14 protein-coding genes and 2 pseudogenes are annotated in these 13,933 nt (G+C 64.4%); 7 read left to right on the top strand and 9 right to left on the bottom strand.

Annotated elements, in window-relative coordinates; translation table 11 throughout:
• The first annotated feature begins 140 nt into the window (after window positions 1-140).
• The gene (locus CXY77_RS08300; protein ID WP_092340052.1) at window positions 141-1,103 is read left to right on the top strand and encodes a RimK family alpha-L-glutamate ligase; all 963 of its coding nucleotides are present in this window, start codon (window positions 141-143) and stop codon (window positions 1,101-1,103) included.
• 316 nt (window positions 1,104-1,419) lie between these two features.
• On the opposite strand, the gene CXY77_RS08295 is transcribed toward CXY77_RS08300, so the two are convergent.
• Both CXY77_RS08295 and CXY77_RS08290 read right to left on the bottom strand, forming a co-directional pair.
• Window positions 1,420-1,713: a putative quinol monooxygenase gene (locus CXY77_RS08295; RefSeq protein WP_092340051.1), complete on the bottom strand. Its 294-nt coding sequence runs from the start codon at window positions 1,711-1,713 to the stop codon at window positions 1,420-1,422.
• A gap of 43 nt (window positions 1,714-1,756) precedes the next feature.
• On the bottom strand, window positions 1,757-2,113 hold the full coding sequence (locus tag CXY77_RS08290) for a DsrE family protein (RefSeq protein ID WP_092340050.1): 357 nt from the start codon (window positions 2,111-2,113) through the stop codon (window positions 1,757-1,759).
• 71 nt (window positions 2,114-2,184) lie between these two features.
• On the opposite strand from CXY77_RS08290, the gene CXY77_RS08285 reads away from it, so the two are divergent.
• The 3 genes and pseudogenes from CXY77_RS08285 to CXY77_RS21085 all read left to right on the top strand — a co-directional run bounded on the left by CXY77_RS08285 (window position 2,185) and on the right by CXY77_RS21085 (window position 3,781).
• On the top strand, window positions 2,185-2,775 hold the full coding sequence (locus tag CXY77_RS08285) for a TetR/AcrR family transcriptional regulator (RefSeq protein WP_104090393.1): 591 nt from the start codon (window positions 2,185-2,187) through the stop codon (window positions 2,773-2,775).
• Complete coding sequence (locus tag CXY77_RS20120; protein ID WP_158252799.1) at window positions 2,753-2,926, top strand: hypothetical protein; 174 nt, start codon at window positions 2,753-2,755, stop codon at window positions 2,924-2,926. The genes CXY77_RS08285 and CXY77_RS20120 overlap by 23 nt, the downstream gene beginning before the upstream one ends.
• Before the next feature lie 208 nt (window positions 2,927-3,134).
• A pseudogene (locus CXY77_RS21085) lies at window positions 3,135-3,781 on the top strand (Tn3 family transposase).
• Here CXY77_RS21085 and CXY77_RS19910 read toward each other — a convergent pair.
• Window positions 3,668-4,174, bottom strand: coding sequence for a hypothetical protein (locus CXY77_RS19910; protein WP_134505309.1), 507 nt, complete (start codon window positions 4,172-4,174; stop codon window positions 3,668-3,670). The pseudogene CXY77_RS21085 and the gene CXY77_RS19910 sit on opposite strands and share 114 nt — an antisense overlap.
• Before the next feature lie 230 nt (window positions 4,175-4,404).
• Here CXY77_RS19910 and CXY77_RS08270 point away from each other — a divergent pair, with 230 nt between their 5' ends.
• From CXY77_RS08270 to CXY77_RS08260, 3 genes and pseudogenes are all read left to right on the top strand, one after another.
• Window positions 4,405-5,799 carry a GAF domain-containing protein gene (locus tag CXY77_RS08270; protein WP_104090396.1) on the top strand — a complete coding sequence of 465 codons (1,395 nt, stop codon included), beginning with the start codon at window positions 4,405-4,407 and terminating at the stop codon, window positions 5,797-5,799.
• A 397-nt stretch (window positions 5,800-6,196) separates the two neighbouring features.
• The gene (locus CXY77_RS08265; RefSeq protein WP_092340045.1) at window positions 6,197-7,720 is read left to right on the top strand and encodes an aldehyde dehydrogenase family protein; all 1,524 of its coding nucleotides are present in this window, start codon (window positions 6,197-6,199) and stop codon (window positions 7,718-7,720) included.
• A gap of 115 nt (window positions 7,721-7,835) precedes the next feature.
• Window positions 7,836-8,231: pseudogene (locus CXY77_RS08260) on the top strand (DUF779 domain-containing protein); the annotation flags it as partial.
• A gap of 104 nt (window positions 8,232-8,335) precedes the next feature.
• Here the strand turns inward: CXY77_RS08260 and aroB are convergent.
• Genes aroB through ruvX form a run of 6 tightly spaced genes read right to left on the bottom strand, consistent with a single transcriptional unit; the run spans window position 8,336 to window position 13,931 of the window.
• Window positions 8,336-9,442: a 3-dehydroquinate synthase gene (aroB, locus tag CXY77_RS08255; protein ID WP_369827337.1), complete on the bottom strand. Its 1,107-nt coding sequence runs from the start codon at window positions 9,440-9,442 to the stop codon at window positions 8,336-8,338.
• Entirely contained in the window at window positions 9,435-9,956 is a 522-nt protein-coding gene (locus CXY77_RS08250) for a shikimate kinase (protein WP_174777067.1), read from the bottom strand. Before CXY77_RS08250 ends, aroB begins: the two co-directional genes overlap by 8 nt.
• A 19-nt stretch (window positions 9,957-9,975) precedes the next feature.
• Window positions 9,976-11,184, bottom strand: a complete 1,209-nt coding sequence (aroC, locus tag CXY77_RS08245) for a chorismate synthase (protein ID WP_104090399.1) — start codon at window positions 11,182-11,184, stop codon at window positions 9,976-9,978.
• A 5-nt stretch (window positions 11,185-11,189) separates the two neighbouring features.
• Entirely contained in the window at window positions 11,190-12,083 is an 894-nt protein-coding gene (locus tag CXY77_RS08240) for a shikimate dehydrogenase (RefSeq protein ID WP_104090401.1), read from the bottom strand.
• A complete protein-coding gene (gene mltG, locus CXY77_RS08235; RefSeq protein ID WP_233197313.1) occupies window positions 12,076-13,458 on the bottom strand; it encodes an endolytic transglycosylase MltG in 1,383 nt (460 codons plus the stop codon). The genes CXY77_RS08240 and mltG overlap by 8 nt, the downstream gene beginning before the upstream one ends.
• Before the next feature lie 2 nt (window positions 13,459-13,460).
• Window positions 13,461-13,931, bottom strand: a complete 471-nt coding sequence (gene ruvX, locus CXY77_RS08230; RefSeq protein WP_104090403.1) for a Holliday junction resolvase RuvX — start codon at window positions 13,929-13,931, stop codon at window positions 13,461-13,463.
• Window positions 13,932-13,933 lie beyond the last annotated feature (2 nt).

Here is a 13,933-nt window from a genome sequence, read left to right as displayed (position 1 = left end):
GCTGAGTGTGTTCTACTTCTTCGACCTGCCGATGGGTCCCGGCAACGGGATCCTCATTCCCTAATGGAAGTCGCCGTTAGGCCGCGCGGAATAGTGCGCGACATCACCCTCTTATCTCCAGTGCAACCGAAAGGATTTTCATGACTTCCAGCCTGCCCACGATCTATGCCCTGCACGAGAACCCCGAGTGGTTTCCACCGTTCGCCCGGGCGTTTGAAGCAGAGGGTATGGAGGTAAAGGAATGGCTGCTCACCGACGGGGTTCTCGACCTGGATTCGGTGCCGCCGGAGGGAATCTTCTGGTCGCGCATCAGCGCATCCGCTCACACCCGCGACCACGGAATGTCGAAAGACTACGCGCGCGCCGTACTGGCCTGGCTCGAGGCCCACGGCCGCCGCACGGTGAATGGCCGGCGCGTGCTCGAGCTTGAGATGAGTAAGGTCGAGCAGTTGGTCGCGCTCAAGGCCGCCGGAATTGACACCCCGCGCACCGTAGCGGCGGTGGGCCGTGAGCAAATTCTCGCCGCGGCGCAGGGCTTTGCCGCCCCGTTCATGACCAAGCACAATCAAGGCGGCAAGGGCTTGGGGGTGCGCAAGTTCGACAGCCAGGACGAGCTCGCCGAGTATGTTGCCTCCGACGAGTTCGAGGAGCCGCAGGACGGCATCACACTCATTCAGGAATACATCCAGGCCAAGGAACCCTTCATCACCCGGGTCGAGATCGTCGGCGGCGAGTTCATCTACGCGGTCAAGGCTGATACCGCGCGGGGCGGCTTCCAGCTCTGCCCAGCGGATGCCTGCGCCATCGACCCGATCACGCGCGAGTTGATCATGCCTCCCGGCGCCACCATCGCACCCGTAGCCGGTCAGCAACTCTTCAGTGTGCGCGATGACTTCGACCACTCAATCATCGACAAATACCTCGAGTTTGCGCGGCGGAACGGGTTGGAAGTCTGCGGTATCGAGTTCATCGAGGCCGAAGACGGTCGAGTGCTCACTTACGACGTGAATACCAACACGAACTACAACGCGCTCGTCGAGGCCGAGGCCCCTCGTTCGGCTCCACGAGCCCTGGCACGGTACCTCAAAAAGCTCGCAGCCTAAAATACCTGGCGCCGGCCCCGGGACCAGCTCACGAAACGGATATACCTGTACGTTGGCCCAAGGCGGTTCACGTGGTGGTTGGAACTACCGATATAACGGTGGTATCAACCAGGATGGTTTCATCCAACTCTGCCAGCGCGACCTCATTTCAGACTGCTTGATACATGGCCTGCTCCCTGCATGTTGTGTGTGGGGCTGACCCGCAATAGCACCAAGTGCAGGCGGCTTACCCGGCGCGGTTCTATAACCGGGAACACACCCACAGCGCGCACCCGAGGACGTGAACATGACCTCGGGTGCGCGCCGTAGTGCTCAGTCAGATGTCGCTGGCAGTCTCAAACACTGAGACCTGCGGGGCGCTGGCTAGCAATGAGCCCAGTTCGGTCGCACCCGCGCCCCCGCGCCACTGACGATAGGCCGCGTCAGCGTCGGCCGACGCCCACCGCTCCAGCAAAATCATGTGGGCGGGATCGTCGCAATCAAGCAACACGTCAACACCCAGACACCCCTTAAATGCTCGGGTCCCAGTAAGGATGTCTCGCAGCATGGCCGGCGCAGCGAGAACGGCTTCCGATTTCAGGCGAAGGTCAAGAAGAACTGTCAGGGCCATGAAAACTCCAATTCATATAAAAGTGAAAGGTCGGACGTGGTGCTTAGAAGTTGAGGATCTGGTAGCCCTCGACCACGAGAGAACGGATACTTGCTTCGCCCTTGTACTCAGCCAACAGCGGCCACCCGCCAGCGTCGACAGCGTCGGTAACCCCGTGGGATGCGACGCAGAATGCACAGGCGCCCCGGATGTTGTCGTGCAGGGCGACGGCGAGGGGATTCATCTTGTGCTTGGGGTCTGAGATGGCGGCGAGGGATTCAACGCCCGACCCGTCAAAAACGACGACGACGTCATCACCGGCGTCCTTAAATTCTAGGGCAGTCTTGAGACCGCGATAGACGCGTGAACTGTCGGAGCCGATGGGCTCATAAATGACGACGGCGATCTTGGAATCAGACATAAATATTTACCTCCTAGTTAGACCGATCTGGCTACTACTGAGTATACCGATCAGTCTGGTAATATCAAGGCATGCATTCGTCGACCATCACCCCGATAGTAAGCGCCAAGGCGCGCCTACTCGCGTCGGCAGGCCACCTATTCCACGAACACGGCATCAATGCAACGGGAATCGATCTCGTTGTGCGTAACGCGGGCGTCGCCAAAGCCAGTCTCTATAACAACTTCGCCAACAAAGAAGCTCTTGTCGTGGCCTACCTGGAACAGGAACTAGACGGCTGGATTGGAAACGCTCACGCTCTGGACAATCCGCTTTCGCCACGCCGGGAGCGGATCTCAGCACTATTTGAGGCCCTCGCCCGCTCAGTTGAATTGAACACGTTCCACGGCTGCCCATTCACCAACGCCGTGATTGAACTACCGGAATGCGCGGCAGTACGCACAGTCGCCAAACGCTACCGCGCCGTCGTTCGCACACACCTGGCCAACCTCATCGGTGCAGACACTACGTCCACAGCAGTATCCCGACTGGTCTTGCTCTACGACGCCGCCATCACAGCAGCGAAAGTCGGACGCGACGCTGTTCTCGTCCGCGAAGCGAGCACCATGGCACAAGAACTCGTCGACGCTCACAACCCGGATGACTCGCAACAAAGCCGATAAAGACGGTGTCTACGGGCGGCGAGACCGCCCCATTTTGACTGCGCTCGACAAGCTCGACGAACCACCCAGCCTGACAACACTTCACACCCTCATCCAAGAACGTCTGCCTCGCATAGATCTGCCCGAACTACTCCTCGACGTCGCCGGCTGATCCAGTTTCCTCACCGAATTTACCCACAGCTCTGAAGGCGAGCACGTGCCGATGATCTTGATGTGAGCATCTGCGCCGTTCTGCTCGCTGAGGCGTTGACCGCGGTGAACGCGGTGAACGTGTCGCTTCGGATGTAGTTCTGATCTGCCCAGGACAATCGGGCGCGGTTCAGTGCCGCAACGCTTGGCCGGGTAACGGGCTCGAGACGATGTTGCACGCCCGGTTCGTGGACGCACAAAGCCGGGTACCGCTTGCCAAGGCTCGGGGTACTGGGGACGTTGCCTCAGCCGACGGGCTCCGGTTTGTCGTCCCCGTCCGAACCCTCAACGCCGGGTCCAACCCTCGATATTTCGGCGCCGGCAGAGGAATCACCTCCTCAACTTCGTCTCCGAACAATTTGCCGGCTTCCACGCCATCGTCGTCCCCGGTACGCCCCGCGACAGGCTCTACGTCCTCGACGGTCTCCTCGAGCAGCAAACAACGCTCCAACCCACCGAGTTGATGACCGACACTGCCGGCTACTCCGACCAAGAGTTCGGCCTCTTCCGTCTCCTCGGATACCAATTCAGCCCGCTCCTTGCCGACATCGGTTCGGCCCGCTTCTGGCGCACCGACCGAACTGCGAACTACGGTCCCTTGAATGGCCCTGCCCGAAATCAGAAAAACACCGACCTGATCACCACCCACTGGGATGATCTGCTGCGTGTCGCGGGAAGCCTGGCCACAGGCACAGTGCAAGCGTCAGAGCTTCTTCGTGTCTTGCAAGGAGGCGGCCGGCCAACCCCGCTGGGCCGTGCCTGGCGCGAGTACCAACGGACCAGACCCGCGTTGTCGGCATCGACCACGATTATCTGACCACCACCGTCGTGGGCTGTCGATGATGCTCCGGAGCGCCTCGCGCAGAAGCTGGGCTCCCCACTTACCGGTTACATCCCCGCGAAGGGACTGGTCCATGGCCTGCTGGGCGAGCAGCCACGCGGGCGCCCAACGCAGAACACCTCGCTGAAACGGCCTGGGCAGGTCAGACCGCACCACCATGGTGGGACAGATCGCGTAGTAGCGGACGACGCGCTCACCGATGCCAGCGCGCATCCGTTCCAGCAGCAGATAGACCATGCTGGAACCTGATTCGACGGCCGTGCGGGCATGCTCGCTCAGCCACTGGTTGTAAGCCGGCTCGCCGCAATCGAATGTTGTCAGGTCGAACTCGGCGGCCAGTTTAGTGACGCGGTATCTCCGGTCGGTCACCGAACGATTAACCGCGGAAGTTCGGCGAATATTTTGCCTCCTCGTGCAACTGTTCGGCTTTTGTACGGTTTTACGGAGACTTTGGTGACTACATCGGGCAGCAGAAGCTCTACGAATGATGAGAGGATGCCCCGCACTCTGGCCGATCGCCGGGACGGTACCCCTAGACTGAAATTCCTACGGTGGCCGCGGCCTCGTCGCCCGACCAATGCTGATCGGAAGGAACGCTGATGGGACACGGCTTGAAGAGTACGTCGTCGGTTCCCTCCGGCCCCGCGCGGGAAAGCCTGGTCGCCCTGGAACGGGCCCACGAATCTGCCGTCACAGACCGGGTCTTCCAGACCGGCGTTCGCAAGCTCGTGCAGGATTCCTGGCAACGTTCGCTCTCGCTCAGCCTCGACCCCGGCAGCGTGGCACCCGAGCGGGCACTGACCGACGTCGAACTACGGGACCTCCGCAACCAGCATCCGCTTGCCGCGGTGTTGCCGGTCGTGCACAACCTGCTCATTCGCCACGCCCTCGACGCCGAGTTGCTGGTGGCGATCGGCGATGAGTCCGGCCGACTGCTCTGGATCGACGGGGACCGGGTGCTGCGCCGCCAGGTCGAGGAAATGCTGTTCGTCGAGGGGGCCGACTGGTCGGAGCAACGGGTCGGAACCAGCGCCCCCGGCACCGCCCTCGCCCTCGACCGGGGCATTCAGATTCGGCGGGCCGAACACTTCAACGCCCTCGCCCACCCGTGGAGTTGCACCGCCGTGCCCATTCACGACCCGGACACCGGCAAGATCCTGGGCGTGATCGACATCACGGGCGGCGACCAGGCGGTCGCGCCGCAGACACTCCCCCTCGTCGAGGCGGCCGTCGCCGCCATGGAGGCGGAACTACGCATCCAGCGCCTCGACGGCCACCGCACGATTGCGTCCGACCGAACGGATGCGCGCGCGCCCCGCCGCTCCAGCATCGCCCTGCTCCCGGCCCCGGGCCGCAACCTGGTGCCCGTGGGGTTCGGCGTGCTCGGCAGCGACTACGGCCACCTCGAGAGCGGCGGAATGGCCATCGATGTCAGCCCGCGGCACGCCGAAATTCTCACCCTGCTCGCCTGGCACCGCGAAGGACTCTCCGCCGACCGACTGGCTTTTCTGCTCAGCGACCAGACCGGCAGCGGCCAGAACAACAGCGTCGATACCCTGCGCGCCGAGATGGTGCGGGTACGCAAGGTCTTGGAGCAGGTCAGCCCGCCGGTCGTCATCGGATCTCGTCCCTACCGGATGCAGTTCCCGGTGGAGCTGGACGCCCAACGGGTGCTGGCATTCCTGGAACGCGGCGCCCACCGGGTGGCCCTCGCCGCCTACCGCGGACCGGTTCTGCCCAACTCGCTCTCCCCCGGGATCATCGACATTCGCACCGAGGTCAGCGCCCGCCTGCGTGAGGCGATGCTGACCGATGCCTCGGTCGACCTGCTCCTCGAATATGCCCGGTCAGAGGAAACCACCTACGACTCCGAGGTCTGGCGTGCCTGCCTGGAGCTGCTGCCGGCCCGCTCCCCCAAACGCGCCACGGTCGTCGCCCGGTTGAAGCGCATCGACGACGAGCTGGGCGCCCTGCGCAATACTTCGCAACGGTAACGCAACGCGCTCGCTTTTAGCGTTGAAGGCACGAGTCGCGGCCCGTCACTCTGACGTGTTCACGCGGCCTCATCTGACACGGTCGTCGCACAGCAGTCGACGATGCAGTCGCCAGATCTATCGCCCAAGGAGTCACATGACCATTTACGCAGCGCCCGGAACACCCGGAAGCCACGTCACCTTCAAGCCACGCTACGAGAACTGGATCGCTCGTGTCGTACTACGAGAACGCGCTGGGCTTCTTCTAGAGCGGATGCCGGGCATCCGCTGGTCGCTTCATCGCGCGTTTGCGTGTGGCCGCGACCGTCGAAGCCTCGCAACCTTTTGCAACGTTGGCACTCCTACTCTGGAAACACCGCAGAACGCGGACCGACATCGTCGTCGAAATAGGAGTGACATGACCGTCTATTCAGTCCCAGGAACACCCGGCTCCAAAGTTACTTTCAAGTCTCGGTACGAGAACTGGATCGGCGGCGAATGGGTCGCCCCGGTCAAGGGTCAGTACTTCGAGGACATCACCCCCGTCACCGGCAAGCCGTTCGCCGAAGTCGCTCGCGGCACCGCTGAAGACATCGAACTGGCCCTCGACGCCGCCCACAAGGCCGCACCGGCCTGGGGCAAGACCAGCCCCACCGAGCGCGCTGCCGTGCTCAACAAGATCGCCGACCTGATCGACGCCAACACCGAAATGCTCGCCGTCGCGGAGACCTGGGACAACGGCAAGGCCGTCCGCGAGACGATCAACGCCGATATTCCCCTCGCCGCCGACCACTTCCGCTACTTCGCCTCGGCGATCCGCGCCCAGGACGGCGACCACGCCCAGCTCGACGGCGACACCGTCTCGTACCAGTTCCACGAGCCGCTCGGCGTCGTCGGCCAGATAATCCCGTGGAACTTCCCCATTCTGATGGCCGTCTGGAAGCTCGCCCCGGCCCTCGCCGCCGGCAACGCGATCGTGCTGAAGCCCGCCGAGCAGACCCCGGTCTCGATCCTGGTGCTGATGGAGCTCATCGGCGATATCCTCCCCCCTGGGGTGGTCAACGTCGTCAACGGCTTCGGCCTCGAAGCGGGCAAGCCGCTCGCCTCGAGCAACCGCATCCGCAAGATCGCCTTCACCGGTGAGACCACGACCGGCCGCCTCATTTTGCAGTACGCGTCGGCCAACATCATCCCCTCGACCGTTGAGTTGGGCGGCAAGAGCCCGAATATCTTCTTCAGCGACGTAGCCCAGGAGAAGGACGCCTTCTACGACAAGGCGCAGGAAGGCTTCGTGCTCTTCGCCTTCAATCAGGGCGAGGTCTGCACGGCCCCGAGCCGCGCGCTGTTGCAGAAGCCGATCTACGACAGCTTCCTCGGCGACGCCGTCACCCGGGCCAAGAAGATCATCCAGGGCAACCCGCTCGACACCGACACCCAGATGGGCGCGCAGGCCAGCAACGACCAGCTCGAGAAGATCCTCTCCTACATCGACATCGGCACCAAGGAGGGTGCCAAGCTCGCCCTCGGCGGCGAACGTGCCGACCTCGGCGGCGACCTCACCGACGGCTACTACGTGCAGCCGACCATCTTCGAGGGCCACAACAAGATGCGTCTGTTCCAGGAGGAGATCTTCGGACCGGTGCTTGCCGTGACGAGCTTCACCGACTACGACGACGCCATCTCGATCGCCAACGACACCATCTATGGTCTCGGCGCCGGTGTCTGGTCGCGCAACGGCAACGTCGCGTACCGGGCGGGTCGCGACATCCAGGCCGGCCGTGTCTGGGTGAACAACTATCACGCCTACCCGGCTGGCGCCGCGTTCGGCGGTTACAAGAGCTCGGGAATCGGCCGCGAGAACAACAAGCTCGCGCTCGGGCACTACCAGCAGACCAAGAATCTGCTGGTGTCCTACTCAGAGAACAAGCTCGGCTTCTTCTAAACCGCACCTCGGTACCAGCGGATGAGTTCACTGTAGGTCTGGCCCGGGGGCTGCCAACGACGTAACGTCGTAGGCAGCCCCTTTTTCATCGTTTCTTCTGTAGAAAGGTCCGTCAATGTCGACACCTACGATAACCGCGTCGGTCACGATCGCCGGCGAAACCGTCCCCCGCGTCGAGCTCACCCCGGTCGCGGTCGATCTGCTCCGCAGCCTGTGGGAGGAGCACGGTCCGCTCATGTTCCACCAGTCCGGCGGATGCTGCGACGGCAGTTCGCCCATGCTGTTCATGGCCGGGGAGTTCATCACCAGCGACCAGGACGTACGCCTCGGCCAGTTCGACCTGGCCCCGGCCGGTGGGCCCGCTCAGCCGCTCGACTTCTGGATGTCGGCCGAGCAGTTCAACTATTGGAGCCACACCTTCCTCACCGTCGACGTCGTGCCGGGCCGTGGCAGCGGGTTCAGTGCCGAGGCTCCGCGCGGCGTGCGCTTTCTCATCCGCTCCAAGCTGATGACCACGATGACCCCATTCGCCGCTCCGGCTGACTCCGCCGAGACGGTCGAAGCGGATGCCGTAGTCCCGCTCGCCCCGGCCCGCAGTCCCGCCTGACGCGGTATCTACTGACCTATGGCCTGGTACGCGCTGAACAGCAGCGACGCGTCGGGGCCCTCGAGAATGGTGGGCTTGCCCACGTCGTCGAGCACGACAAAGCGCAGCATGCCGCTGCGGGTCTTTTTGTCGCGCTGCATCGTGGCGAGCAGGGTGGGCCAGCGGCCCACCGGGTAGACGGTCGGCAGGGTCAGAGATTCGAGGATGTTGCGGTGCCGGTCGACGATCTCGACCGAGAGACGGCCACTCAGAGCGGCGAGCTCGGCCGCGAACATCATGCCGACCGCGACGGCAGCACCGTGGCGCCAGCCGTACCGTTCGGCGTGCTCGACCGCGTGCCCGAGAGTGTGCCCGTAGTTGAGGATCTCGCGCAGGCCGGCCTCCTTGAAGTCCTCCCCCACGATTCGTGCCTTCATGGCGATCGACAGTTCGATCAGGCGGCGAAATTCGGGGGTGGTCGGGTCGGTGGCGCGGTCGACATCCGCTTCGATGATGTCGAGAATCTCGGGAACCTGAATGAACCCGGCCTTCACGATCTCGGCGAAGCCGGCGAGGATCTCATTCTTCGGCAGGGCATCGAGCAGGTCGAGGTCGCAGAGCACGGCGGCGGGCGCATAGAAGGTGCCGACGAGGTTCTTGCCCTCGGCGGTGTTGATGCCGTTCTTGCCGCCGACGGCCGCGTCGACCATCCCGAGCACGCTCGTGGGAATCTGAACGAGTTTCACGCCGCGCAGCCAGGTGGCCGCGACGAACCCGGCGAGGTCAGTGACGGCGCCGCCGCCGAGGCCGATTACGGCATCGGTGCGGCTGAAGTCGGATTGGCCCATGACGCCCCAGCAGAACGCGGCGACCTCGACCCGCTTGGCGGCCTCGGCGTCGGGAATCTCAGCGAGCAGCACTTCGGAATAGGTCTCGAGCAGGTTGTCGCGCAGGGCGACAGCCCGGGCTCCGACGGTGGAGGTGTGCACGATGAGAACCTTGTTGACGCCGCTGCCCAGCTGATCGGCGACGGTAGTGACGAGGCCACGCCCCACACTGACCGGATAGCTGTCAACGCCGGTTACGGTGATCACTGTGGTGCGGCTCTGTTCGGTCATCATTGAAATCTCACTCATCATTTCTTTCTTGTACCCAATTCACGATTTCGTCGGCAATGCCGCTGATCGGTCGGTTGGAGGTGTCCAGGTGAATCGTCGCGAGGGCCTCATAGGTGGGGCGGCGCAGGTTGTAGATGCGTTCCCAGTCGGCGATACCACCGGTCAGGAGCGGCCTTTTGCTACCGCCGAGACGTGCCTGCACGGCAGCACGGGTAACGCTCAGGTAGACGACAGTCGCGTCGTCGAGATCCGCCTGGGTGTCGACGTTCAGCACTGCTCCCCCGCCGAGCGACACGATGGCCGGCTCGCCGAGCGCCCAGTCCACAGCTTCACGCTCGATGATGCGAAAATACTCTTCGCCCTCGCGAGCGAAAATCTCCGGAATCGGACCGTAGCTCTCCACGATGCGTTTATCGGTGTCGATGAAGGGTACGTTCAGGCCGCGGGCAACCCGGCGACCGATCTTGGTTTTTCCGGCGGCCATCGGCCCGATGAAAACGATCGGCAGCAACGAGTTGCGCTGGGTCAGCATCGAAACAGCCGAAGAGTCGTCACAGCGTTGCGTCGCTCGACGCGCCCGTGCGCAGGTTGGCCGGAATGTTGGCCAGGTAGGACTCGAGGTTGCGCCGGGTCTCGCCGATCGAGTCACCGCCGAACTTCTCCAGAACCGAGTTCGCGAGCACGAGCGCCACCATGGCCTCGGCGACAACGCCGGCTGCCGGGACCGCACAGACGTCGGAGCGTTGATGATGAGCCGGTGCCGGTTCGCCCGTGGCGACGTCGACCGTGCGCAGTGCCCGGGGAATCGTGGCGATCGGCTTCATGCCGGCGCGAACGCGCAGCACCGTGCCGGTGCTCATGCCGCCCTCTGTGCCACCAGCCTTGTCGCTAACGCGCTGAATGGCACCATCCGCCTGCACGAGTTCGTCGTGGGCGGCCGAGCCGCGGCGGCGGGTGGTTTCGAAGCCGTCGCCGACCTCGACGCCCTTGATCGCCTGAATGCCCATGAGGGCAGCGGCGAGCTGGGAATCCAAGCGTCGATCCCAGTGCACGAAGGAGCCGAGGCCGGGGGGAAGGTTGTAGGCGAGCACCTCGACCACGCCGCCGAGGGTGTCGCCGTCCTGATGCGCGGCATCCACTTCAGCCACCATCAAAGCGGATGTCGCGGCGTCGAAACAGCGCAGCGGGTCGGCGTCGAGGGCATCGACGTCGCCCGGCTGCGGCAGCGGCGTGCCGTCGGGCACCCGCACCGGGCCGATGGCGATGGTATGGCTGACCAGCTGGATTCCTAGCTCGTTCAAGAACGACCGCGCGACGGCGCCGAGCGCCACCCGAGCGGCGGTCTCGCGGGCGCTCGCGCGCTCCAGCACCGGGCGGGCTTCATCGAAGCCGTACTTCTGCATGCCGGCCAGGTCAGCATGTCCGGGCCGGGGTCGGGTCAGGGGCGCGCCGCGGCCGCGGGCGAGCGTGGCCGGATCTACCGGTGCGGCGCTCATCACATCGACCCATTTGGGCCATTCCGAGTTGCCGATGCGCAGCGCGACCGGTCCGCCGAGGGTGACGCCGTGGCGCACGCCACCCGAGAGGGTGAGCTCGTCCTCTTCAAATTTCATGCGGGCGCCGCGGCCGTAGCCGAGCTTGCGGCGCGCCAGATCGAGACGGATCGAATCAAGGGTGACCGGGATTCCAGCGGGCAAACCCTCGACAATGGCGATGAGTTCGGGGCCGTGAGATTCTCCGGCAGTGAGCCAACGAAGCATGCTTCCTATCTTTCCACAGCAAGGTGGGGGCCGGCGTCGCTGGGACCAGGGTCGCGGGTCAGCGCGCCGCGCATGGCCGCCAGCACTGCCGGCTCGTCGGGTAACGGTTCAAACGGGTCGGCGGTGACGAACACCCGTACCTGGATGAGGGCCTGGTGCAGAAGCATCCCGAGCCCGTTCAGCACCGTGCCCCCAGCGGCCTGCCAGGACGAGGCGACTCCGCTCGGCCACGGTGAATAGGCGACGTCGAACAAGACGGCCCGTTCACGCAGTTCGAGCGGCAGTGGCGTCGGGAGCACGGTCCCCCCGGGCAGGGTGCTGATCACGACGTCGCTGTCGACCCGGGTGACGCCGCCGAAATCCTGCAGGTCAACGACCACGCCAAGTGTCCGGCCGAGCTCGATCAGCGGCTGCGCCTTGACCGCATCCCGCATGAGGACCGTGACGAATTCAGCGCCGAGTTCGGCTGCCGCCATCAGAGCGGATGCCGCTGTCGCGCCGGCTCCGAGCAGGGTCACGTGCGCCGCGCGGGTGACTCCACTCTCGGCAAGGGCACGCACCAGCCCCGCAACGTCCGTGTTGTAGCCACTCAGCGTGCCGCGTCCCTCGACCCGGCGCAGCAGCACGGTGTTGACCGATCCGGTCAGCTGGGCCACCCGATCGCAGTCGTCGATGAACGGCAGAACCTCCTGCTTGAGCGGCATAGTCAGTGACAGACCGCGCCATTCCGGCCCGACTTCGCTCAGGAACATGGCCAGGGAGCCGGCCTTCACCTCGACCGCATCGTAAGACCAATCGAGGCCCAACTGACGGTAGGCGGCCCGGTGCAGCAGCGGCGAACGGGAATGCTTGATCGGCGAGCCAAGCACCGCGAGGCGGTTCGAGCTGAGGCTATCCATATTCGGGGTGCTCCCTCATCCAGTTCTGCCAAACGACGACCGCGGCGTCGTGTTCTGCCACGGTGGTGGAGAACACCGTCTCGCCGGTATCGAGGTTGACGGTCACGAAGAACAACCAGGGACCGTCAACCGGGTGCAGGGCGGCGTCAATGGCGAGGTCGCCCGGGTTCGAGATGGGGCCGACGACCATGCCGGGATGCACGTACGTGTTGTAGAGATTGCCGGCATCCGCGCGTTCGGCGTTGGTCGTGGTGACGAGATGGGTGTTTCCGGTGCCGTAGGCGACGGTCGCGTCGGACTGCAGCAGGCCGCTTTCCCACTGGGTCGGGTCCAGCCGGTTGAGGAAGACCCGCGACACCTTGTAGTAGTCGTCGCGCAGGCCCGCCTCTCGCTGAATGAGTGAGGCGAACACGATGGTCGACCAACGGTCTGCGACCGCGACCCCAGCTGTGTCGAGGGCCTCGAACTGCCGGTTCACCATCGCCTGAAGGGCCACCTGTGCGGTGTCGCCCGGCGAGAACGTGTACGTGGCGGGAAAGAGGAATCCTTCGAGGATGGTTGCCTCGGGGGGGAGCCCGAACGAGGCGACGTTCGCTGCTGCGGCTTGCAGATCGGCGAGGGGAATATCGGTTCCCTCGGAGATCGACTGCAAGACGTCGACGGTTGCGGTGCCCTCGGGCACCACCACGGTCTCGCTCAGCCTCGTGCCGTCGTCGAGCAGGGCGTCGAGGGCCGTGCTCGCCACCATTTTCGTTTTCAGCTGGTAGGCGCCGGGCTGGAAGACGGGTTCGGGTTTGGTCTGCAGCAGAATCGCGTAGAACGCGTCGAAGCTTTTCACCACGCCCTGGTCGACGAGGGTATTGGTAATCTCCGAGCCGCCGTCACCGTCGTGGATCATCACGATAATGTCCTTACCGGTGGCGGCTTCCTCGGCGGTGAAATCGGCGGGCCCCTGCGTGGCCGCGATGATTTGCGAGATGGGCCCCTGGAGAAAGAGGTACGCTCCGACCACGAGGGCTGCCAGCACAACGAAGACGATCAGGCAGCCCCAGGCACCCTTATGGCTGCGCTTTTCTCGCGGCGGTTCGTCAGCGAGCAGCGAACGACGCTTGGCACGATCGCGGCCGGAATCATTGCTCTCGTTCGCCGTCAGGAAGTCGGTGGCGGCGCCCGCGGGCACAACTGCTTCGCGGGAAAGTCGCGAGAGTAGCGGTGCCTCCGGGGCGACGGCGGAACGGGGCGGTACGGCCTGGATCTCGCCAGTGGCCGCCTGTTCGGTTGCTGGCTGCTGCGCGGCTGCCTGCTCCGCCGCGGCCTGTTGCGCGCGCAACTGACGGCGGCTCGGTAGCGGCTCTTCCGGGGTGGAACTCGGCACGGTTACGGCCTCTCGGTCAGTTCGACGGGCGACCCTGGCGGCCGCCCCGAGGCACGCTCACTGTCGAGCGCGTGTTGCAGAATGATAGTCGCGGCCACCTGATCAATCACTGGCCTTTGTGTTTTGGCTGAGCGACCGGATGCCCGTAGCGCCGACTGTGCTGACACGGTAGAGAGTCGCTCGTCGACCAGGCGCACCGGCACCTTGAAGGTTCGGGCGAGCCGGTCGGCGAAATCGATCGCGTCGTCGGTTGAAGCGGTCACGTTTCCCGACAGGGCCAGCGGCAGGCCCACGATGACCTCGACGGCGTCAAACTCCTGCACTACGGCGCGAATGCGCGCGAGATCGGTCAGACCGGCCTGGTCGCGGGCAACGGTTTCGACCGGTGTGGCGAGCATGCCGTGGTTATCACTGCGGGCCAGCCCGATCCGCACCTTCCCGACGTCGACGCCGACCCGAACTCCGGAGCGCATCG

The sequence above is a fragment of the Cryobacterium sp. N21 genome (genome assembly GCF_002929575.1).
Taxonomy (GTDB): domain Bacteria; phylum Actinomycetota; class Actinomycetes; order Actinomycetales; family Microbacteriaceae; genus Cryobacterium; species Cryobacterium flavum.
Note: the sequence above shows the minus strand (reverse complement) of the source record. Positions and strands in the feature narration are given on the sequence as shown.

Coding starts and splice junctions, on each gene's coding strand:
- CXY77_RS08285 (WP_104090393.1), top strand. CDS start 2,185: ATGCATTCGTCGACCATCACCCCGATAGTAAGCGCCAAGGCGCGCCTA.
- CXY77_RS08290 (WP_092340050.1), bottom strand. CDS start 2,113: ATGTCTGATTCCAAGATCGCCGTCGTCATTTATGAGCCCATCGGCTCC.
- aroC (WP_104090399.1), bottom strand. CDS start 11,184: ATGCTTCGTTGGCTCACTGCCGGAGAATCTCACGGCCCCGAACTCATC.
- CXY77_RS08240 (WP_104090401.1), bottom strand. CDS start 12,083: ATGGATAGCCTCAGCTCGAACCGCCTCGCGGTGCTTGGCTCGCCGATC.
- CXY77_RS08295 (WP_092340051.1), bottom strand. CDS start 1,713: ATGGCCCTGACAGTTCTTCTTGACCTTCGCCTGAAATCGGAAGCCGTT.
- ruvX (WP_104090403.1), bottom strand. CDS start 13,931: ATGCGCTCCGGAGTTCGGGTCGGCGTCGACGTCGGGAAGGTGCGGATC.
- CXY77_RS08270 (WP_104090396.1), top strand. CDS start 4,405: ATGGGACACGGCTTGAAGAGTACGTCGTCGGTTCCCTCCGGCCCCGCG.
- CXY77_RS08265 (WP_092340045.1), top strand. CDS start 6,197: ATGACCGTCTATTCAGTCCCAGGAACACCCGGCTCCAAAGTTACTTTC.
- CXY77_RS08300 (WP_092340052.1), top strand. CDS start 141: ATGACTTCCAGCCTGCCCACGATCTATGCCCTGCACGAGAACCCCGAG.
- aroB (WP_369827337.1), bottom strand. CDS start 9,442: ATGAGTGAGATTTCAATGATGACCGAACAGAGCCGCACCACAGTGATC.
- CXY77_RS20120 (WP_158252799.1), top strand. CDS start 2,753: ATGACTCGCAACAAAGCCGATAAAGACGGTGTCTACGGGCGGCGAGAC.
- CXY77_RS08250 (WP_174777067.1), bottom strand. CDS start 9,956: ATGCTGACCCAGCGCAACTCGTTGCTGCCGATCGTTTTCATCGGGCCG.